General features: G+C 68.8%; 22 protein-coding genes and 1 pseudogene. 15 read left to right on the top strand and 8 right to left on the bottom strand.

Annotation, left to right across the window (positions count from 1 at the left end; all coding sequences use genetic code 11):
- From ACFXKA_RS32810 to ACFXKA_RS32775, 8 genes and pseudogenes are all read left to right on the top strand, one after another.
- Nucleotides 1-93 (top strand): annotated as a pseudogene (locus ACFXKA_RS32810) (1,4-dihydroxy-2-naphthoyl-CoA synthase); the annotation flags it as partial.
- A 40-nt stretch (nucleotides 94-133) separates the two neighbouring features.
- Entirely contained in the window at nucleotides 134-523 is a 390-nt protein-coding gene (locus ACFXKA_RS32805) for a VOC family protein (protein WP_354851412.1), read from the top strand.
- 95 nt (nucleotides 524-618) lie between these two features.
- On the top strand, nucleotides 619-1,836 hold the full coding sequence (locus ACFXKA_RS32800; protein WP_379430242.1) for an anion permease: 1,218 nt from the start codon (nucleotides 619-621) through the stop codon (nucleotides 1,834-1,836).
- A 9-nt stretch (nucleotides 1,837-1,845) separates the two neighbouring features.
- Nucleotides 1,846-2,115 carry a hypothetical protein gene (locus ACFXKA_RS32795; RefSeq protein WP_379430241.1) on the top strand — a complete coding sequence of 90 codons (270 nt, stop codon included), beginning with the start codon at nucleotides 1,846-1,848 and terminating at the stop codon, nucleotides 2,113-2,115.
- Nucleotides 2,116-2,140: 25 nt separating this feature from the next.
- Entirely contained in the window at nucleotides 2,141-2,500 is a 360-nt protein-coding gene (locus tag ACFXKA_RS32790) for a DUF3349 domain-containing protein (protein ID WP_354851420.1), read from the top strand.
- Nucleotides 2,501-2,609: 109 nt separating this feature from the next.
- On the top strand, nucleotides 2,610-3,746 hold the full coding sequence (gene menE, locus ACFXKA_RS32785; protein ID WP_354851456.1) for an o-succinylbenzoate--CoA ligase: 1,137 nt from the start codon (nucleotides 2,610-2,612) through the stop codon (nucleotides 3,744-3,746).
- A gap of 150 nt (nucleotides 3,747-3,896) precedes the next feature.
- Nucleotides 3,897-4,907 carry an ATP-binding cassette domain-containing protein gene (locus tag ACFXKA_RS32780; protein ID WP_354851422.1) on the top strand — a complete coding sequence of 337 codons (1,011 nt, stop codon included), beginning with the start codon at nucleotides 3,897-3,899 and terminating at the stop codon, nucleotides 4,905-4,907.
- The gene (locus ACFXKA_RS32775) at nucleotides 4,904-5,743 is read left to right on the top strand and encodes an ABC transporter permease (protein WP_379430240.1); all 840 of its coding nucleotides are present in this window, start codon (nucleotides 4,904-4,906) and stop codon (nucleotides 5,741-5,743) included. The genes ACFXKA_RS32780 and ACFXKA_RS32775 overlap by 4 nt, the downstream gene beginning before the upstream one ends.
- A gap of 40 nt (nucleotides 5,744-5,783) precedes the next feature.
- Here ACFXKA_RS32775 and ACFXKA_RS32770 read toward each other — a convergent pair whose 3' ends face one another.
- Nucleotides 5,784-9,413 (bottom strand): BTAD domain-containing putative transcriptional regulator, encoded by a 3,630-nt coding sequence (locus ACFXKA_RS32770; RefSeq protein WP_379430239.1) that lies wholly within the window; start codon nucleotides 9,411-9,413, stop codon nucleotides 5,784-5,786.
- 160 nt (nucleotides 9,414-9,573) lie between these two features.
- Here ACFXKA_RS32770 and ACFXKA_RS32765 point away from each other — a divergent pair, with 160 nt between their 5' ends.
- Nucleotides 9,574-10,029 carry an SRPBCC family protein gene (locus ACFXKA_RS32765; RefSeq protein ID WP_379430238.1) on the top strand — a complete coding sequence of 152 codons (456 nt, stop codon included), beginning with the start codon at nucleotides 9,574-9,576 and terminating at the stop codon, nucleotides 10,027-10,029.
- A gap of 71 nt (nucleotides 10,030-10,100) precedes the next feature.
- Nucleotides 10,101-10,970: a 1,4-dihydroxy-2-naphthoate polyprenyltransferase gene (locus ACFXKA_RS32760; protein ID WP_379430237.1), complete on the top strand. Its 870-nt coding sequence runs from the start codon at nucleotides 10,101-10,103 to the stop codon at nucleotides 10,968-10,970.
- A gap of 17 nt (nucleotides 10,971-10,987) precedes the next feature.
- On the opposite strand, the gene ACFXKA_RS32755 is transcribed toward ACFXKA_RS32760, so the two are convergent.
- The 3 genes from ACFXKA_RS32755 to ACFXKA_RS32745 all read right to left on the bottom strand — a co-directional run bounded on the left by ACFXKA_RS32755 (nucleotide 10,988) and on the right by ACFXKA_RS32745 (nucleotide 12,250).
- Nucleotides 10,988-11,368 (bottom strand): phage holin family protein, encoded by a 381-nt coding sequence (locus tag ACFXKA_RS32755; RefSeq protein ID WP_354851437.1) that lies wholly within the window; start codon nucleotides 11,366-11,368, stop codon nucleotides 10,988-10,990.
- A 70-nt stretch (nucleotides 11,369-11,438) separates the two neighbouring features.
- Nucleotides 11,439-12,029, bottom strand: coding sequence for a Clp protease N-terminal domain-containing protein (locus ACFXKA_RS32750; protein WP_379430236.1), 591 nt, complete (start codon nucleotides 12,027-12,029; stop codon nucleotides 11,439-11,441).
- Nucleotides 12,029-12,250, bottom strand: a complete 222-nt coding sequence (locus ACFXKA_RS32745) for a hypothetical protein (protein WP_040813561.1) — start codon at nucleotides 12,248-12,250, stop codon at nucleotides 12,029-12,031. The genes ACFXKA_RS32750 and ACFXKA_RS32745 overlap by 1 nt, the downstream gene beginning before the upstream one ends.
- 273 nt (nucleotides 12,251-12,523) lie before the next feature.
- Between ACFXKA_RS32745 and ACFXKA_RS32740 the strand changes: the two genes are divergently transcribed.
- Nucleotides 12,524-13,408 (top strand): helix-turn-helix domain-containing protein, encoded by an 885-nt coding sequence (locus tag ACFXKA_RS32740; RefSeq protein ID WP_379430235.1) that lies wholly within the window; start codon nucleotides 12,524-12,526, stop codon nucleotides 13,406-13,408.
- A 38-nt stretch (nucleotides 13,409-13,446) separates the two neighbouring features.
- Here ACFXKA_RS32740 and ACFXKA_RS32735 read toward each other — a convergent pair whose 3' ends face one another.
- On the bottom strand, nucleotides 13,447-14,532 hold the full coding sequence (locus tag ACFXKA_RS32735; protein WP_354851446.1) for a PLP-dependent cysteine synthase family protein: 1,086 nt from the start codon (nucleotides 14,530-14,532) through the stop codon (nucleotides 13,447-13,449).
- Nucleotides 14,529-14,840, bottom strand: coding sequence for a DUF4229 domain-containing protein (locus ACFXKA_RS32730; RefSeq protein WP_354851448.1), 312 nt, complete (start codon nucleotides 14,838-14,840; stop codon nucleotides 14,529-14,531). Before ACFXKA_RS32730 ends, ACFXKA_RS32735 begins: the two co-directional genes overlap by 4 nt.
- Before the next feature lie 249 nt (nucleotides 14,841-15,089).
- On the opposite strand from ACFXKA_RS32730, the gene ACFXKA_RS32725 reads away from it, so the two are divergent.
- Together ACFXKA_RS32725 and ACFXKA_RS32720 are read left to right on the top strand one after the other, a co-directional pair.
- On the top strand, nucleotides 15,090-15,323 hold the full coding sequence (locus tag ACFXKA_RS32725; protein WP_051152909.1) for a BldC family transcriptional regulator: 234 nt from the start codon (nucleotides 15,090-15,092) through the stop codon (nucleotides 15,321-15,323).
- Between the two features lie 69 nt (nucleotides 15,324-15,392).
- Nucleotides 15,393-15,581 carry a hypothetical protein gene (locus tag ACFXKA_RS32720; protein ID WP_040862127.1) on the top strand — a complete coding sequence of 63 codons (189 nt, stop codon included), beginning with the start codon at nucleotides 15,393-15,395 and terminating at the stop codon, nucleotides 15,579-15,581.
- Nucleotides 15,582-15,673: 92 nt separating this feature from the next.
- On the opposite strand, the gene ACFXKA_RS32715 is transcribed toward ACFXKA_RS32720, so the two are convergent.
- Nucleotides 15,674-16,075, bottom strand: coding sequence for a Dabb family protein (locus tag ACFXKA_RS32715; RefSeq protein WP_379430234.1), 402 nt, complete (start codon nucleotides 16,073-16,075; stop codon nucleotides 15,674-15,676).
- 110 nt (nucleotides 16,076-16,185) lie between these two features.
- Here ACFXKA_RS32715 and ACFXKA_RS32710 point away from each other — a divergent pair, with 110 nt between their 5' ends.
- Nucleotides 16,186-16,812 carry a TetR/AcrR family transcriptional regulator gene (locus ACFXKA_RS32710; RefSeq protein WP_379430233.1) on the top strand — a complete coding sequence of 209 codons (627 nt, stop codon included), beginning with the start codon at nucleotides 16,186-16,188 and terminating at the stop codon, nucleotides 16,810-16,812.
- On the opposite strand, the gene ACFXKA_RS32705 is transcribed toward ACFXKA_RS32710, so the two are convergent.
- Nucleotides 16,800-17,378, bottom strand: a complete 579-nt coding sequence (locus ACFXKA_RS32705) for a TetR/AcrR family transcriptional regulator (RefSeq protein ID WP_379430232.1) — start codon at nucleotides 17,376-17,378, stop codon at nucleotides 16,800-16,802. The genes ACFXKA_RS32710 and ACFXKA_RS32705 overlap by 13 nt on opposite strands.
- Nucleotides 17,379-17,469: 91 nt before the next feature.
- Between ACFXKA_RS32705 and ACFXKA_RS32700 the strand changes: the two genes are divergently transcribed.
- Nucleotides 17,470-17,892, top strand: a complete 423-nt coding sequence (locus ACFXKA_RS32700) for a hypothetical protein (RefSeq protein WP_379430231.1) — start codon at nucleotides 17,470-17,472, stop codon at nucleotides 17,890-17,892.
- Nucleotides 17,893-17,987 lie beyond the last annotated feature (95 nt).

Below are 17,987 nucleotides of genomic sequence, written 5' to 3'. Positions count from 1 at the left end.
CTGGCCTACATGACCGACGAAGCCGTCGAGGGCCGCGACGCCTTCCTCGAAAAGCGCGAACCCGACTGGAAGCCCTACCCCTGGTACTTCTGAACCCGGACCGCAGCAAACGGCAAGCTGTCATGCTGCACTCATGGAGATACTGAGCAGTCGGGTAATCCTGCGGCCCCGCGACTACGAGCGGACGGTCGAGTTCTATCGCGATGCGCTGGAGCTGGCCATTGCCCGCGAGTATCCGGGTGGGACGGTGTTTTTCGCGGGGCAGTCACTGATCGAGGTGGCCGGGCACGGGCGCGCGGACGATGCTCCGAGCGGGTTCGCCGGCGCCATCTGGCTACAGGTGCGCGACTGTGACGACGCCGCCGCGGAACTCGCGCTGCGCGGGGTCATCATCGACCGCGCACCCGAGCGCGAACCGTGGGGTCTGATCGAGATGTGGATCCGCGATCCCGAGGGGACGCCGCTGGTGCTCGTCGAGGTGCCGGCGAATCACCCGCTCCGGCGCGACACCCGGGGCGACTGAGCGCGGCGGACCGCCCTTAGCACGGCGGTAACTGTGAAATGCGTCCGGGGGCACCGGTTAACGGAGCGTAAAGACCATGACGCAAACTGATCGGTGTGTCTGCCGAACTGCTCGTTCTGCTGATCGTTGTTTGCACAGCCTTGGCATTCGACTTCACAAACGGATTTCACGACACCGCGAACGCGATGGCCACCTCCATCGCCACCGGTGCCCTCGCCCCGCGTACCGCCGTACTCCTGTCCGGAGCACTGAATCTGGTCGGTGCGTTCCTCAGCGTCGCCGTCGCCGCCACGGTCGCCGAGGGCATCGTCGACCTGTCGGAGGTGAGCGGCCGCGCCCTGCTGGACATCGTCTTCGCCGGACTGGTCGGCGGCATCCTCTGGAATCTGTTCACTTGGTTGTTGGGTTTGCCGTCGAGTTCCTCGCACGCGCTGTTCGGTGGTCTCATCGGCTCGACCATCGCGGCGCTGGGCCTGCACGGGGTGATCTGGACGGCGGGCAGCAAGGGCGTGCTCGCCAAGATCATCATCCCGGCCCTGCTCTCCCCGATCGTGGCGGCGCTGGTGGCCTCCATCGCCTCCTGGGTGGTGTACCGGATCACCCGGGACAGCAACGAGAGGACCGTGACCCGCGGCTTCCGCTTGGGACAGATCGGCACCGCCTCCCTGGTCTCGCTGGCGCACGGCACCAATGACGCGCAGAAGACCATGGGCATCATCTTCCTGGCGCTCATCGCGCACGGCTCGGCCAAGGCCAGCGATCCGCTGCCGCTGTGGGTCATCGTGTCCTGCGCCATCGCCATGGCCGCCGGCACCTGCCTCGGCGGCTGGCGCATCATCCGCACCCTGGGCAAGGGCCTGGTCGACATCGTGCCGCCGCAGGGCTTCGCCGCCGAATCCACCAGTGCGGCGATCATTCTCACCTCGGCCCACTTCGGCCTGCCGCTGTCCACCACCCAGGTGGTGACCGGATCCATCCTCGGTTCCGGCATCGGCCGCCCGGGCGCGGAGGTGCGCTGGGGCGTGCTCGGCCGCATGGTGGTGGCCTGGGTGCTGACCCTGCCGCTGGCCGGCGTGGCGGGCGCGATCTGCTGGGCCATCCTGCACGGCATCGGCGGCACGGCCGGCGTGCTGGTGGTGCTGGCGCTGCTGATCGCCATGGCCGCGTTCATCTGGTTCCGGTCCAAGCGCGCGGTGGTCAACTCGCACAACGTCACCGAGGAGTGGGGTGGCGTGGCGGACCCGGCCCCCGCGAACGGTCGCAGTGCAAACCCCGCCGCTCCCCGCAATGACGACACCGTCGGAATCGGCTAGGAGACCGCGATGCACACCCTGCTGCACAACCTCTCCGACCTGTGGCGAGTCGTGCTGGCCGCCTTGATCTTCGGGGCCGGGCTGCCGACCGTGTTCGCCGTCGGCATCCGCTTCCGCTCCCAGGTCGACGAGGGTGCGACCGGAGCCACCCGGACCGCCGCCCTGGCCGCGTCCCTGCTCTGCTTCGCGGTGGTCATGATCGCGGTGGTCGCCGGTGTGCTCTTCATCGCACGCGGCTTCCTGGCCTCCCGACTCGGAATTCACCTGCTCGGCGCGTGACGCCGCCTCATCGAAAGGCACGCTCGTGAGCACCCCCGAACAAACGAATGCCGCCGCCGACCCGGCCCGCACCCCGCAGCCGCGTCAGAACGTGTTGCAGAAGGTGCTGGACTGGCTGAAAGCCGGATACCCGCAGGGCATTCCGCAGTCGGACTATGTGGCGCTGCTCGCGGTCCTGCACCGGCGGCTCACCGACTACGAGGTGCACCTGGTGGTGGAGCAGCTGATCCGCGAGCGGGTGGCCGCCTCCGATATCGAGCGCGGCGACATCGCGGCGGCGATCGCCCGAGTTGCCAAGGAGCAGCCCGGCGAGGACGATATCGCTCGGGTGGCCTCCAGGCTCGCAGCCGGTGGATGGCCGCCGGCGACACCGACGTCCGACTGACCGCACGAGACCCTGCAGCATCGACATCCGGCCGCCGACCCCGGCGCGCGCCGCCACCCCACGGAATGACACGATCGCGAACGTGAGCAATACCCTCCGAATCCTCCCCATGCCCACCGGCGCAGCGGTGGGCGATGTATTGCCGCATCTGCGAGAAGCCTTGGAGGGCAACGGCCCGGCCTGGCTTCCGGTTCCCACCGCCGACCGCCGCGAGACCCAGCGCCTGAGCGGGAGCCTGCGCCCCGGCGAGGAGATCGACGACGACGTGGCCCTGGTGGTCACCACCTCCGGCACCACCGGAAATCCCAAGGGCGCCATGCTCACCGCGGCAAATCTGCGGGCCAGCGGCGACGCCACCCATGAGCGCCTGGGCGGGCCCGGACAGTGGCTGCTGGCCCTGCCGACCCACCACATCGCGGGCATCCAGGTGCTGCTGCGCAGCATCCTGGCCGGGACCGAGCCCACCGTGCTGGACGTCTCCGGCGGCTTCCTGCCCGAGGCCCTGGTCGGCGCGATCGCGAGCATGCGCGGACCGCGCCGCTACACCTCGCTGGTCCCCACCCAGCTGATCAAGGCCCTCGACGAGCCGGCCGCCACCGCGGCGCTGGCCGGCCTGGACGGCGTGCTGGTCGGCGGCGCGGCCACTCCGAAGCCGGTGCTGGACCGGGCCCGCGCGGCGGGCATCACGGTGTTCCGCACCTACGGCATGAGCGAGACCTGCGGCGGCTGTGTGTACGAGGGAGTACCGCTGACGGGCACCCGGGTACGCATCGAGGACGGGCGGGTGCTGCTCGGCGGCGCCACCATCGCCAAGGGCTACCGCAATATCTCCGACCACCCCGCCTTCGCCGAACCCGGCTGGTTCCGGACCGAGGACGCCGGCCATCTCGACAATGGCGTGCTGACCATCACCGGCCGCCTCGACGAGGCCATCATGACCGGTGGCCTGCTGGTCATCCCCCAGGTCGTCGAGGCCGTCCTCATCACCCACCCGGCGGTCTCCGAGTGCGTGGTGCTGGGCCTGCCCGACGACCGCCTCGGCCAGCGCGTGGCCACCGCCATCGTGCCCGCTCCGGGCGCCATCGCGCCGAGCCTCGACGAACTGCGCGACCACGTGGTCGCCGAACTCGACGCCATCGCGGCCCCGCGCGAACTGGCCGTGCTGGACGAACTTCCGCTGCGGGGCCCGGGCAAACCCGACCGCGCCAAACTGCGACAGCTGCTGCTGGCGGATTCCACGCACTGAACGCAGCGGCCCGGTCCGGTCCGCGCGCACCACGCTGATGGCCACCGTGCGCCGAAGTGATGGCCGCTTGCGCAAAGACGCTCACCTCTTGCGCGGAGCACGCAATCGCCGTGCAAGGGGGGTGCAAGGCAAGCCCCGCAGGGTGTAGCCATGACTTCTTACACACCTGCTGAGACTCCCGCCATCGAGGCGGACGGCTTGGTCAAGGTCTTCGGGGAGCAGCGGGCCGTCGACGGCGTGAGCCTCGCGGTGCCGCGGGGTGCCGTCTACGGCGTGCTGGGACCCAACGGGGCCGGCAAGACCACCACCATCCGCATGCTCGCGACCCTGCTCCGCCCGGACGGCGGCAGCGCCCGTATCTTCGGCCGCGACGTGGTCGCCGAGCCCACCGCGGTGCGGTCGCTGATCGGCGTCACCGGCCAGTACGCGTCCGTCGACGAAAAGCTCACGGCCACCGAGAATCTGGTGATCTTCTCGCGGCTGCTGGGCCTGTCGAAGACCGAGTCGCGGCGCAAGTCGGCCGAGCTGCTCGAGGAATTCGGCCTGACCGAGGCCGCCGACAAGGCGCTGGAGAACTTCTCCGGCGGCATGCGGCGCCGCCTGGATCTGGCCGCCAGCCTGATCGCGCGGCCGCCGCTGCTGTTCCTGGACGAGCCGACCACCGGCCTGGACCCGCGCACCCGCGCCCAGATGTGGGACACCATCCGGCGGCTGGTGAGCGAGGGCTCGACCGTGCTGCTCACCACCCAGTACCTGGACGAGGCCGACCAGCTGGCCGACCGGATCGCGGTCATCGATCACGGCAAGGTCATCGCCGACGGCACCTCCGATGAACTCAAGTCCTCGGTCGGGCTGTCCGCGCTGCAGCTGACGCTGACCGATCGCGACCGCATCGAAGCGGCCCGGATCGTGGTCGGCGAGGTGCTCTCCCGCGCGGCGGGCCGGATCGTCGAGGCCACCATCAGCCCGGAGGCCGGCCGCATCACCGCGCCCCTGCCCGACCCCAGCATCACCACCGACATCCTGATCCGGTTGCGCGAGAACGACATCCGGATCGACGAGATCAATGTCGCCAAGCCGAGCCTGGACGAAGTGTTCTTCGCACTCACCGGGCACGCGGCCGAGGACGACACCGACGACACCGAACGGAGCGCGGCATGACCACGACTCTCTCCGCCCCCGCCGGGCGGCAGGCGGCCACGGTCGCACCGATTCCCGAAGTGAGCAACCATATTCCGTTCCGGCAGACCGTGGCGAACTCGTTCACCATGGCCTACCGCGGACTGCTGAAGATCAAGCACAATCCCGAACAGCTCTTCGACGTCACCGTTCAGCCCATCCTGTTCACGGCGCTGTTCGCCGGGATCTTCGGCGGGGCCATGGCGGGCAGCGTGAGCGCCTACCTGCCGACGCTGATCCCCGGCCTGCTGGTGCAGACCGTGGTGCTGACCTCGGTGGTCACCGGCACCCAGCTGCGCGAGGACATGGACAAGGGCGTCTTCGACCGCTTCAAATCCCTTCCCATCGCCCGCATTTCGGCACTGTCGGGGGCGCTGCTGGCGGACATGGTCCGCTACGGCCTGGCCACGGTGCTGACGGTGGTCATGGGCATGATCCTCGGCTACCGCCCGCACGGCGGGTTCGTGGCCGTGGTGGTCGCCGGTCTGCTGGTGGTGTTCTGCTCGTTCGCGATCAGCTGGATCTGGGCGCTGATCGGCATCACCGGTAAGAGCGCGCCCGCGGTGCAGGGCATCTCGATGATGATCATGTTCCCGCTGACCTTCATGTCCGGCGCGTTCGCCCAGGTGTCCACCATGCCGGGCTGGCTGCAGGGCCTCAACAAGGCCAACCCGATCTACTACATGGTCAATGCGGCCCGAGAGCTGATGAACAGCAATATCTACAGCTCGAACGTGGCGTACTCGATCATCGGCTCCATCGTCGTGATCGCGATCTTCGCCCCACTCGCGGTGAAGGCGTACATGCGCCGCGCCTGACGCGGCCGCTCGCCCCGCGGTTGGGACGCCCGTCCACCGGTCACCGGTGGGCGGGCGTTTCGCGTCGGATGCCGGCGATCGCCCTCAGGTGAACCATGATCCGCTCGGCGGCCGTGCGACGCCCCAGTCCCGCAACCGAATTCAGCGCGGCGGTGATCCGCTCCTGCCCCACCGCGGCGCGGTGCAGGTCCAGGTGCCGCTGCCACTGCATCGACGGATAGTCCTGGCGGCCGAACACCTTCGGCGTCAGGAGGATCAGGTCCAGACCGCGCTCGACGTGCTGCCCGGTGGCGAGCAGGTAGGTGCCGATCGCGCAGCTCATCGAGCCGATCTGCGGTAGATCCCAGAACTGGCCGCCGATCACGCGGACCGCGACATCGGCGAGTTCCGCCGCGGTCCGGTCCACCTGCTCGACCCGGCCGGACAGCACGTGGGCATCGATGACGGCGGACACGAAGATCAGGGTCGCCGGTCCCGGCATTCCGACATTGTGCGGCCAGTCCATCAGCGCGGGCACCTGACGGAAGCGACGCAGCCCGGTGTCGATATCCCCTTCGGCGAGTTCGATTTCCGCCAGTGCGGCCGCGACGGCGGCGATCCGGTGGTTGGGCTTGGTCACCGGCGCGTCGAGGGGCAGGTCGCCGACCACCCCGAGGGCCGGTTCGAGGGCCTGCCGGGCCGCCGCGGGCTGCCCGGTGCCCGCCAGTGAGATGGCCAGCAGGCCGCGGACCTCCACGGCTTCGTCCCACGCCCGCAGTTCCTCGAGCAGTTCGACGGCCCGCCGGTAATACCCGACCGCCTCGGTGTAGCGCGCCGACTGGCCGTGCATGCTGCCGAGGTGCTGCGTGGTCATGGCGGTGCCCCAGGTGTCCCGGTCGCCGCTGATGCGCATGGCGATCTCGGCGTCCTTGATCGAGCGGTACGCCATACCGTTGTTCTCGCACAGGTTCGCGCGCAGCAGCAGAGCCGCGAGCTGGATCTGCTCATCCGGCGACCGCACGCCCGCGCTCAATCTCCGGGCCAGCTGGGTGGTGTTGCGGGACCGGGTGATCAGTTCGCCGAGATACCGTGCGACGGGGCTCATCGGCGCGCCCGATGCCAGAATGCGCCGGATCGTGGTCCGCACCCGCCCCACCGCGCGCAGGTCGGAGGCGCCGAACATGAGGTGCATGCCGAGCATCAACTGACCGTGGATGTAGAGGTCGGTCTCCGCCGCGACCTCCGGAAAGGTCGTGGGCGGCAACGCGATGACGCGCGGCGACCAGCTGATCAGTTCGGCGTGCGCGCCGCGCAACACCCAGAGTCCGGCCAGGGTCGGGAACACCGTGTGCACGGTCTGGGGATCGTGCCGCTCCAGCGCGTAGCGCAGCACGGCGATCAGGTTGTCCATGTCCGCGCTCAGGGCCAGCACCGCCGACACCTGTTCGGTGGTGTCGTACCGCTGCGCGGTGTCGACCGCGAATTCCCTGGCCCACTTCGACATTCGGTCCATGACCAGGCCGGCTTCGCCGGTGAAGGCCAGCTGCTCTTCACCGAACTCGCGGACGGTCTCCAGCATCCGATAGCGGGTGCCGCCCTCCTCGTCCTCCAGCACCGTCAGCAGCGACTGACTCACCAGACCGTCGACGGCCATGGCGGGATCATCGATCTCCGGCCCGGCCAGCAGACATTCGGCGGCGGCCAGCGTGAATCCGGCGGGAAATCGGCACAGCCGGCGCAGTGCCACCCGCTGTGGCTCGTCGAGCAGGTTCCAGCTCCACTCGATCACCGCGTGCAATGTGCGATGCCGCTGCGGGGAACTGCGATCTCCGCTGCGCAGCAGGGCGAATCGATGGTCGAGGCGGGATTCGATCTCCTCGACGCTCATGGTGCGCACCCGCGCCGCCGCCAGTTCGATGGCCAGCGGCAGTCCGTCGAGGTTGCGGCAGAGTCTGGCCATCACCTCCGGATCCAGCCGCACCGACGGGCGCACCGCTCGGGCCCGCGCCTCGAACAGGTCGGTGGCGGGTGATCCGGCGGCGTCGATGGTCAACGGCGGCAACGGATACACCGCCTCGGCCGTGATCTCCAGCGGTGCGCGGCTGGTGGTGAGCACGGTCAGCTGATCGCTCACCCCGACCAGATCGGCGACCACCTCGGCCACCGGTTCGATGAGGTGTTCGCAGTTGTCGAGGATCAGCAGTACCGGGCGCGCCCCGAGAGCCTCCCGCAGTTTCTGCCGGATATCGCGGCCCCGCACCTGCCGCAGCACGTTCGTCTCCCAGACGACATCGGCCACGCCGAGGGTGGTCGCGATGGCGACCTCGATCTCGTCGCGGGTTTCGGCCGCACCGTCGGATTCCGAACGCAGCGAGGCCAATTCCACCAGCATCACCGCGGTCTCGTGCGCTATCCGCGCACCCAGTTCGTTGGCGATCCGGGTCTTCCCGGTCCCGCCCGGACCGAGCACGGTGACCACCCGCGAGGACCGCAGGATCTCCTCCAGCGCTGCCAGGTCGGCCTCCCGGCCCAGCAGCGGATTCGGTGCGGCACGCAGTCCGATAGCGTTCTCGCCCACCAGTTCTCGTGCCTCGGCCGCCCGGGCGGATCCCGCAGCACGGCCCGCGGTGCGCGCCTGACCGGACGAACGGCCATCGATCGATGCCACCTGTCCGATCGCTGCGGAACCGTCACTGCCGAAACCGATCCCACCGGCCACGCCGGGCAGCACGGTCAGTCTGTGCTCGGCCGCGCCGGCGGGCCCATCCGGCCGGACGCCGCCGTCGACTGAGGGCGCGAAGGCGCTGGGCCGGACCACCCCGGATTCGGGCGCTATCACCGAATGTCCTTGCGCGCCAACAGCACTGCCGATCGGCGCCACCGGCTGCCCGGGCAGCGGTTCACCGCGCAGGATCGCGGTATTCAGGGCGACCAGCGCCGGGCCCGGGTCGGCGCCGAGCTGGTCGACCAGCCGGGTGCGCAGGGTGGCGAAGACGTCGAGGGCCTCGGTGGTGCGGCCCGCCGCGGCGAGCAGGCGCATGAGGGTGCCGTGGGCGGGCTCGTCCAGCGGGTCGGCGACCACGGCCTGCTGGGCCAGTTCGATGGCGGCGGGCAGGTCACCGACGGCTTCGCGGGCGGTCAGCTCCAGCGCGTCCAGCGCGCGGCGGCGGGTGGCCGCCAGGGTGGCGAGTTCCTCGGCGACGGGACCGGGCGGCAGGTCGGCGGCGGGTTCGCCGCGCCAGAGCGCGCGGGCCGCGGCCACCAGGTCCAGGCAGGCGAGGCCGTCGCCGGCGATATGGGCTTGGCGGGCTTGCCTTTCCAGCTGCTGGGCCAGCGACAGATCGACCTGCTCGGGCGCCAGGACCAGACGGTATCCGGCGGGACCGATTTCGAGCGCGCCCTCCGGCAGCGCCGAGCGCAGTCGCGAGACCTGGGTGTGCAGCGCGTTCATGGGCGCGCGCGGCGGGTCCTCGCCCCAGACGTCGTCGATGAGCGCCTGCGCGCTGCGACTGCGGCCGGGGTGCACGGCCAGTGCCGCCACCAGCAGCCGGGCCCGCGCACCGGGTACGGCGGTCAGCGCACCGTCGCGGCGCAGTGCGATCTCGCCCAGCAGGGCCACCAGGGTCGAGTCGCCCACGTTCGCCACCCGCGCGCTGCCCGTGCTGCTCGAACTGCCGTTGTGCGAATTCATTCCTTGCCAATCGTAGGTGAGCGGGCGGGTGGTCGCCGGATGCGCACGGCCGGTGCCGGGCCGTCGCACGGGACCCGTGCTTACCCGACGCGCCGGGCCGGCTCAACCGGTTTATCGACGGCGAGCCCCATTCGGCGCCGGCAGCACTTACCCTCATGCCATGGCCGAATTCGACATTCGCCGGGAAGCGGTCATCAAGGCCGATCCCGCACAGGTCCAGGCACTCGTCGACGACTTCCACCAGTGGCGCAAGTGGTCGCCGTGGGAGGACACCGATCCCGCCATGGAGCGCGTCTACAGCGGGGCCGATCGCGGCATCGGCGCGCGCTATTCCTGGAGCGGCAACCGCAAGGCCGGCCGCGGTGATATGGAGATCACCTCCGCCACCTCCGACGCCATCGGCATCAAGCTGCACTTCGAGAAGCCGTTCAAGGCGACCAACCAGGTCACCTTCGAATTCCGCCCGCAGGGCGACACCACCGCGGTGACCTGGCGGATGACCGGCACACAGAACGGCCCGATGGCCATCATCGGCAAACTGTTCCCGATGGATCGCCTGGTCGGCAAGGACTTCGAGAAGGGGCTGGCCCAGCTCAAGGCCACGGCCGAAAGCTGACCGAGGCCGGCGCCGCCATCCCGGGCACTCGGGCGGGCGCGGCCACCGACTCTCGCACTAGGCTGCCAAGCATGGCTACAGCAGCACAGTGGATCGAGGGCGCTCGGCCGCGTACCCTCCCGAATGCCATCGCCCCGGTTCTGGCGGGCACGGGGGCGGCCGCCTCGATCGACGGGTTCGTGTGGTGGAAAGCGATACTGTGCCTGCTGCTTTCGGTGGCGCTGATCATCGGCGTCAACTACGCCAACGACTACTCCGACGGCATTCGCGGCACCGATGACGAGCGTGTCGGCCCGCTGCGGCTGGTCGGCTCCAAGCTGGCGGCCCCGGCCGCGGTGCGCAATGCCGCCATCGCCTGCCTCGCGGTCGGCGCGGTCATCGGCCTGGTGCTGGTGATCACCAGCGCCTGGTGGCTGCTGCTGGTGGGCGCGGCCTGCCTGGCCGGGGCGTGGTTCTACACCGGCGGCCGGAACCCGTACGGCTACAGCGGTTTCGGTGAGATCGCGGTGTTCGTGTTCTTCGGCCTGGTGGCGGTGCTGGGCACCGAGTTCGTGCAGGCCGGGCGGGTGGACTGGGCGGGCCTGGTGTGCGCGGTGTCCGTCGGCGCGTTCTCCAGCGCGGTGCTGGTCACCAACAACCTGCGCGACATTCCCACCGATACCGAATCGGGCAAGCTCACCCTGGCGGTGCGGCTGGGCGACGCGCACACCCGCACCCTGCACATGGTGCTGATCCTGATCCCGTTCCTGGCGCTCGCACTGCTGGTCTGGCGCAGCCCGTGGACTCTGGCCGCGCTGGTCGCGCTGCCGCTGGCGGTCCGCGCCAACGAGCCGGTGCGGACCGGCAAGAACGGTCCGGGATTGATTCCCGCCCTTGCCGGTACCGGTCAGGCGATGCTGGTCTGGTCGGCCGTGGTGGCCGCGGCGCTGGCCGTCGTCTGATCGACGGCCGGCCGGTCTCAGTCCTCGTCCGGGACCAGGATGCCGAGCACCCAGTTCACCAGCGAGATGATGATGCCGCCGAGCACGGCGGCCCAGAAGCCGTCCACCCGCAGGCCGTAATCCGTGGTGCCGGTGATCTTCGCGGTCAGCCACAGCATGAGCGCGTTGATCACCAGCAGGAACAGGCCCAGCGAGACCACGATGAAGGGGAACGAGAGCACCTTCACGATCGGTTTCACCAGCGTGTTCACCAGGGCGAACACCACCGTGATGGCCGCGATCACCAGGATCTTGCTCTGGGTGGTGTCCTCGGGGGTCTTGATCTCGATGCCGTTCACCCAGGCGGCGGCCAGCCAGATGGCCACCCCGTTGATCAGCAGACGTATCAGTAGCGTCATGCCCCGATCGTAGGGCGAGATCAACTCGCGGGCCGGACATCCGGGTAGGGCGGTCGCTACGCGGGCCGGATCAGGCCGCGCGGTCGAGATAGCCGGACACCGCATCACGCAGGACGCGCATCGCCTCGTCGTCGCCGAGCAGGCGGCGGGTGACGGCATTGGGCGCGCGCAGCACGGCCAGCATCACGTGCCCGGCCTCGATGCGATTGTCCTTGCGCGACACCGCCTCACGCAGGGACAGCTCGATGACCTTCTTGGCGTCCTTGGTGAAGGGAATGTGGCCGCGCGGGCCGCCTTCCGCGCCCCAGTACTTGCCCCAGCGCGATTGCTCGGCGGGCACGGCCGCCTGGTCGAGGGCATTCTCGCCGAAGGTGGCCTCCAGGCTCTCGCGCACGGCATCGAGGTCGATGCCGATGGAACGCAGGGCGGCCGCGTCCTCCGCGCCGAGCGGCTCTCCGGTCCGCTTGCGGGCCACCGCGTCTCGTACGCCTTCGGCGGTGAGACCGTGTGCCGCAAGGATTTCCCGCAGACCATGGTCGGGGCTGACGAGCAGACCCAGCAGCATGTGCTCGACCTCGATGGTCGACGAGCACAGGTCGCGGGCCTCCTCCTGGGCCATGACGACCGCGTGTCTGGCCGCCTTGTCGAATCGTTCGAACATCAGCGGATACCGCCCTTCCGGTTGTACTTCTGGTGGACCGCCTGCCGGCTGACCTCGAGCGCGTCCGCGATGGCCTGCCAGGACCAGCCCTGCTTGCGGGCATTGCCGACCTGAATGGCCTCGAGCCGCTCGAGCAACCGACGCAGTGCCAGCACCGCGCGGAGCCCGACCTGGGGGTCGGGGCTGCCGGCGGCGGCCGCCAGAGTCGTTGCTTCACTCATGAGTGTCAATTTACGTTGACACCTGCGGCGCGTCAACGAAAATTGACACAATCGGAAAGGTGTTCGCCGACAGCAGCGCGTCGTCGCGCGACAGGCCGAAAGCCACAGGCCCCCAGGCGTTGACGACCCCACCCCGCACTTCTGGTTTGTTGTTGCTTCAAACTATTGGAGCAGAACGGAAGGCCGCACCGCCCACACCCCGGGGACCGTGCGGGCATCCGTCGGCAACCGCGCGCGTACCCGACGGCCATACAAGTAAGGTCTGCCCAAGTAATGGATGGAGTTCCCGCGTTCGGCGAATACATTCGCCAACGCCGCACCACCGCGAATCTCACGCGTCCCCAACTGGCCTGGCTGGCCAACCTCTCGGTCCCCTACCTGACCAAGATCGAGGGCGGGACCACTCCGTCCCGGCGGGTCATCGAATCCCTCTGCACCGCACTGAAACTGCCGCCGGCCGAATTCGAGTATGCGCTGGTGCTGGCCGAGGGGCCGCTGCCGCGCCTCGAGGCCGACCACCCCACCCCCGCCGACCAGGAGTACCTGGATCTGCTCAACCCCGCCATCGGCGCGTACATCACCGAGCTCTGGGACACCGTCGCGGCCAATGCCGCACACCAGGAGTACTTTCCGGAACTCGTCCCGGGGGTGAACTACCTGGAATGGCTGATCTGCAATCCGATCTCGCGCACCGTCATGGTGAACTGGGATACCGAAGTGCGAATGGCAGCCGGTCGGTTTCGTATGCAGCTGGCCCGTAGCGACGATGACGAGCGCGGCCGCCAGATCCTCGAGAAGTGCCTCACCGATTCGGACTTCGCACTGCTGTGGCGCTCGGACACGATCGCCGTCGAGCGCACCGATCTCACCAAGCTGGTGCGGGAGCCGCGCACGCTGGCCATCACCGAGTTGCGCATCAATTTGTGGCGCACCCAATCGAGCCTGCAGTCGTGGCTCCTGATGCTCGGCACCACGGTCGATCGACCGACCGCGGTGACCCGTCCGGTGGTCCGGCAGCGCCCCGAAACGTCAAGGTCTATTAACGCTTCCGGAGGCCCTGCTACCCCGTCGAGACGCGCGAAAAACGCTGTGCCCGCTAACGATCCGAGCCCGACGAAGCCGCTTCAGCAAATAAGTAGCAATCTTTCCGATGGGTGATCAACCGATATCAGCCGACCCGTCGTGCCGTGCGAAAACTATCCCGACCAAGTACCGGTGGCGATGAATTCGGTCAGCACCGCGGTGGGCTCGGTCAAGCTCAGCCCCTGGTCGGCAACCCATTCGTCATTGAAATAGGTTCCGGCATAACGGTCTCCGCCATCACAGAGCAGCGTCACCACACTGCCGGTACGGTTCGCGGCGATCATGTCGGCAATCAGGGCAAAGGCCCCCCACAGATTGGTGCCCGTGGACCCGCCCACGCGCCGGCCCAGCACCGCGCTCGCGTGCCTGGCGGTCGCCACCGAGGCCGCGTCGGGCACCTCGATCATGCAGTCCACCACGCTGGGCACGAACGACGGCTCCACCCGCGGCCGCCCGATGCCCTCGATCCGGGACGGCATTCCGGTCTGATAGTCCAGGTCGTCGACCTCGTAGCCGCCGTAGAAGGCCGAGTTCTCCGGATCCACCACGGCCAGCCGGGTCGCGTGCCGCTTGTAGCGCAGGTAGCGGCCGATGGTCGCGCTGGTCCCGCCGGTCCCCGCGCCCACCACGACCCACTCCGGCACCGGGTGCGACTCCAGAGTCATCTGCTCGAAGATGGACTCGGCGATGTTGTTGTTGCCTCGCCAGTCGGTGGCCCGCTCGGCATTGGTGAACTGGTCCATATAGTGGCCGCCGGTCTCGTCCGCCAGACGCGCTGCCTCCGTATAGATATCGGGTGCGCGTTCGACCAGGTGGCAGCGACCGCCCTGGGCCTCGATGAGCGCCAGCTTCTCCGGCGAGGTCCTGGCCGGGACCACAGCCACGAAGTCCAGGCCCAGCATCTTGGCGAAATACGCCTCGCTGATGGCCGTCGAACCCGAGGAGGCCTCCACCACGGTGGTGCCCTCGGTCACCCGGCCGTTGCAGATGGCGTACAGGAACAGCGATCTCGCCAGGCGGTGTTTGAGACTGCCGGTCGGATGGGTGGATTCGTCCTTCAGATAGAGCTGGACGCCCCACTCCGGCGGCAGGGGATAGCGCAGCAGATGGGTGTCCGCGCTGCGCTGGGTGTCGGCGTCGATGAGCCGGACCGCATCGTCGACCCAGTCCCTGGGTGCGCTGCGATCGCAGCGTTTCACTGCTCGTCCTTGCCCTGCAGTCTCGACATCAGTTGGTCACGGTCCCGGCGGCGCTTGGCGTCCACCGCCGCGATGTCCTTGTTGACCTGGGTACGCAGCTTCTTGAACAGCAGCAGCGACAGCGGCATCGCGATGAGCAGCCCGAACAGCAGGGCCACGATGAGGGGAATGGCCACTTTCACCACGGCGGCGACGCCCATGATGATCGCGGTGATGACGGCGACCAGGCCGAGCCGGGCCACCGTGTAGATAGCCAAACTGCGTGCCAGGCGGCGGCCCGCACCTTCGGGCCGGGTTGCATCACTCACGCAGAACAGCCTAGGTGACGGGGGTTCGGACGCCGCTGCGGCCCTCGCTGGCAGAAAACTAATCCGACCAGCCCGTATGTCGCTGGTAGTTCGCTGCATTAACGCCAAAAGTGACCGTAAACACATAACGGATATCCGTTTTGTCTATTACTTCCCCTTTACCAAAGCGAGACCGTTCGAACACCCAGGGGGTCCAGTGCAACGATGTCGCTACTGATGAGGGATCTGTCGAAACGGAAAGGTTTGCGAATGACTGCGTTCACCGCGGCGAGCCGCGCATTGGGTTCCGTCAACGGCCAGGACACTCTGCTCACCCCAGGCCAGGTCGCTGCCCTGTTCCACGTCGATCCGAAGACCGTGACCCGTTGGGCTCACGCAGGTCGGCTCGGCTCCCTGCGGACTCCGGGCGGCCACCGCCGGTTCCGCGAATCAGAAGTTCTGCAACTCCTGCGGTCCCTCACCACCGAGGCCACCCGCGTGTAACACCTATTTCCCGCTTCAGGTGCCGCGGGTACGCACTCGGATTACCCTCGTTGTCAGGAGGTGAGCGACGTGACGTACCTGTTGGCACTCATCGCGGTAGTGGCCATCGCGATGCTGTGCTGGAAGGCTTTCGGACCCCAGCGATCGGCCGGCACCGGCCCAGCACCCACTCGGCGCAACCGCGTTATCGGTCCCGAAGATGATCCGGATTTCCTCGCCAAGCTCTCCCGGGAGCATCGTGACGGCGAATCCACCTGAATGACCGAAGCTCGCCAACCAGATAGCCATATAGACAGATGTGACCGTCCCCCGCGAATCCGCACCACCGGACCCACGGGGGACGCGTCGTATCACGCGAAGGCCACCTCGGGGATGGCGGCCATGAGCTGCTCCCATTCGGGATACATCTCGACCTTGCGCAGATGCAGCGCCTTGATCTTGTCGGACAGCTCCGGATCCGGATCATCGGAAATATCCGGGCCGATCACCAGTTTCGCGAAATGCGGCGCGATCTCCGGATCCCCGGCCAGATGCACCGGGTCGTGCAGATACCGCTCCAACGCGGCCAGATCCTCGATACCCACGCAGTAGGCATGCGTGAGGCCTTCGGCCGGATCCCCCAGGCTCTGCCCGACCGTCGCGAAACTCACCGACTCCACCGACGCGGTACGACGCATGGCCGCGAGCACCTCGGCCCGCTGCTGCTCGGTGGACTCGTCGCGGAATCGGAACCGCAGGACGTGAACGATCACGCCAACTCCTTCATTTGAACGTCACAGTTCAATATTTCGAACCGGTTGATTCAGTAGACAGGATTGAACCAATGAGTTCAATAGGACGAACAAATCGGTAATATGGCGAGATGACCACAGCGAAGGCGGGCCGTGGCCGCATCGACAAGCGGCAGGCCATCCTCACGGCGGCCCTGACGGTGTTCGCGCGACGCGGCTACGCCCAGGCCTGTGTGCAGGAGATCGCCGACGCGGCATCCGTCGCCAAACCGACGGTCTACAACCACCTCACCGACAAGGAAACGCTGTTCCGCGCGGCGATGTCGGCGGCCGCGGACGCGGTCGGCGAGCAGGCCCTGGGCGCGCTCGAACCGCTGCGCGAGCCCGGCGACGATCTGGCCGCCGCCTTCGGCGCGGCCGCCGCGCTGCTGCTGCAGGCCTGCTCGGACGAGCGCGCGCTCGCCTTGCACCGGCTCACCTACGCCCAGGCAGGCGACTTCCCCGATCTGGTCGATACCGTCCTGGACCGCACCACGATTCGGCTCCGCGACGCGCTCGCCGACCGCCTGGGCCGGCTCGCGCTGGCCGGGCGGCTGCGCCACTGCGACCCGGCGGTCGCCGCCGAGCAGTTTCTGGCGCTGCTCAGCGGTCCTCTGGAAGCGCGCTCGCGCCAGGGCAATCGGGCCGTCGCCGCCGCCGAACTCCAGGCCGTCGCCGACGCGGCCGTGGACACGTTCCTGCGCGCCTATCGCCCCTGAGCGCCCGGCGCGAAGCGGTGGCGGACGAGATCCGTTGCGGCGCGCGCCATTCGATCGAAGGGCTCGATCTCGCCCGCGGCGCGGCAGAGCACGTGCGCGCCCTGCAGCAGGGTGAGCAGGGTGGTCGCCAGGTCCGCGGCGGTGGCCGGGTCCGCGCCGGCGGCGGTCAGACGCTCGGCGAGAGTGGTTGTCCAGGAATCGAATGCGGTGGCGGCCACAGCGCGCAGGTCGCCGCTGTCGGGGTCCACGGTGACGGCGGCGACGGCGCAGCCCGCGCCGTCGGCCGAGGCGGCCACCACCGGGCGGACCAGAGCGAGGAAGGACTCGACGAGAGTCACCGGGTCGGGGGCCGGTAGCGCGGCCAGATGCTCGCGCACCTGATCGCCGTTGCGGGCGGCGGCCGTCGCCACCAGTTCGGCCTTGCCGCCGGGGAAGTGGTGGTAGATCGCGCCGCGCGCGGCGCCGCTGGCGTCCAGGACCGCGGTGAAGGACATACCCGCGACACCCTTCTTCTGCAGCGCGTCGATGGCCGCGTCGATCATCCGATCCCGCGTGGTCGCCGCCATTCTTCCTCCCACCATTGACTAGTACGCCCATCCTAGTACACACTCGACTCGCTAGTACGTACGTACTAACACCTCGAGAACGGAGAGCCCAGTGCCCATCACCGTGACCGCACCGCGCGGCGTCCTCACCGCCCGCGGCGAACGCGAGATCCTGCCCGCCCTCACCGCGGCCCTGGCCGAGGTCAGCGGCGGCGCCGGCAATGACTTCTTCACCGGAATCATCGGCGGCAGCGTGCACCTGCTGCCGGCGGAGGACATCTACGCGGGCGGCGAGAACCGGCCGATCGTGATGGTCGAACTCAAGTTGCCCAATATCGGTCTGCCCGACCCGGACGCCCGCGCGGCCTTCATCACCGCGGCCACCGACATCGTCGCGGAGCTCACCACCGCAGGCCATCGGCGCGAGGACATCTGGGTCAATATCCTCAATGCCCTCGACGGCGCCTGGGGCATCGGCGGCCGCGCCTACACCGGCGAGGCGCTGATCGCGGCGGTCACCGCGGCCGCCAACTGACGACGGTCCGGGGGGGGGGGCCGGCAGCGGCCCCCCGCCCCCGCCGGGTAGCCTCACCCCGCCCTGGCCGAGGGGCGGCCGCTGCGGCGTGAGCG

This window comes from Nocardia sp. NPDC059228, assembly GCF_042754245.1.
GTDB lineage: Bacteria > Actinomycetota > Actinomycetes > Mycobacteriales > Mycobacteriaceae > Nocardia.
The sequence above is the reverse complement of the archived record's forward strand: the minus strand, read 5'-3'. Positions and strand labels throughout refer to the sequence as shown.

What these genes read in the sequence shown, in the direction of transcription:
- ACFXKA_RS32805 (WP_354851412.1), top strand. Translation starts at nt 134, where the DNA reads ATGGAGATACTGAGCAGTCGGGTAATCCTGCGGCCCCGCGACTACGAG.
- ACFXKA_RS32795 (WP_379430241.1), top strand. Translation starts at nt 1,846, where the DNA reads ATGCACACCCTGCTGCACAACCTCTCCGACCTGTGGCGAGTCGTGCTG.
- menE (WP_354851456.1), top strand. Translation starts at nt 2,610, where the DNA reads ATGCCCACCGGCGCAGCGGTGGGCGATGTATTGCCGCATCTGCGAGAA.
- ACFXKA_RS32780 (WP_354851422.1), top strand. Translation starts at nt 3,897, where the DNA reads ATGACTTCTTACACACCTGCTGAGACTCCCGCCATCGAGGCGGACGGC.
- ACFXKA_RS32775 (WP_379430240.1), top strand. Translation starts at nt 4,904, where the DNA reads ATGACCACGACTCTCTCCGCCCCCGCCGGGCGGCAGGCGGCCACGGTC.
- ACFXKA_RS32770 (WP_379430239.1), bottom strand. Translation starts at nt 9,413, where the DNA reads ATGAATTCGCACAACGGCAGTTCGAGCAGCACGGGCAGCGCGCGGGTG.
- ACFXKA_RS32765 (WP_379430238.1), top strand. Translation starts at nt 9,574, where the DNA reads ATGGCCGAATTCGACATTCGCCGGGAAGCGGTCATCAAGGCCGATCCC.
- ACFXKA_RS32760 (WP_379430237.1), top strand. Translation starts at nt 10,101, where the DNA reads ATGGCTACAGCAGCACAGTGGATCGAGGGCGCTCGGCCGCGTACCCTC.
- ACFXKA_RS32755 (WP_354851437.1), bottom strand. Translation starts at nt 11,368, where the DNA reads ATGACGCTACTGATACGTCTGCTGATCAACGGGGTGGCCATCTGGCTG.
- ACFXKA_RS32750 (WP_379430236.1), bottom strand. Translation starts at nt 12,029, where the DNA reads ATGTTCGAACGATTCGACAAGGCGGCCAGACACGCGGTCGTCATGGCC.
- ACFXKA_RS32745 (WP_040813561.1), bottom strand. Translation starts at nt 12,250, where the DNA reads ATGAGTGAAGCAACGACTCTGGCGGCCGCCGCCGGCAGCCCCGACCCC.
- ACFXKA_RS32740 (WP_379430235.1), top strand. Translation starts at nt 12,524, where the DNA reads ATGGATGGAGTTCCCGCGTTCGGCGAATACATTCGCCAACGCCGCACC.
- ACFXKA_RS32725 (WP_051152909.1), top strand. Translation starts at nt 15,090, where the DNA reads ATGACTGCGTTCACCGCGGCGAGCCGCGCATTGGGTTCCGTCAACGGC.
- ACFXKA_RS32710 (WP_379430233.1), top strand. Translation starts at nt 16,186, where the DNA reads ATGACCACAGCGAAGGCGGGCCGTGGCCGCATCGACAAGCGGCAGGCC.
- ACFXKA_RS32705 (WP_379430232.1), bottom strand. Translation starts at nt 17,378, where the DNA reads ATGGCGGCGACCACGCGGGATCGGATGATCGACGCGGCCATCGACGCG.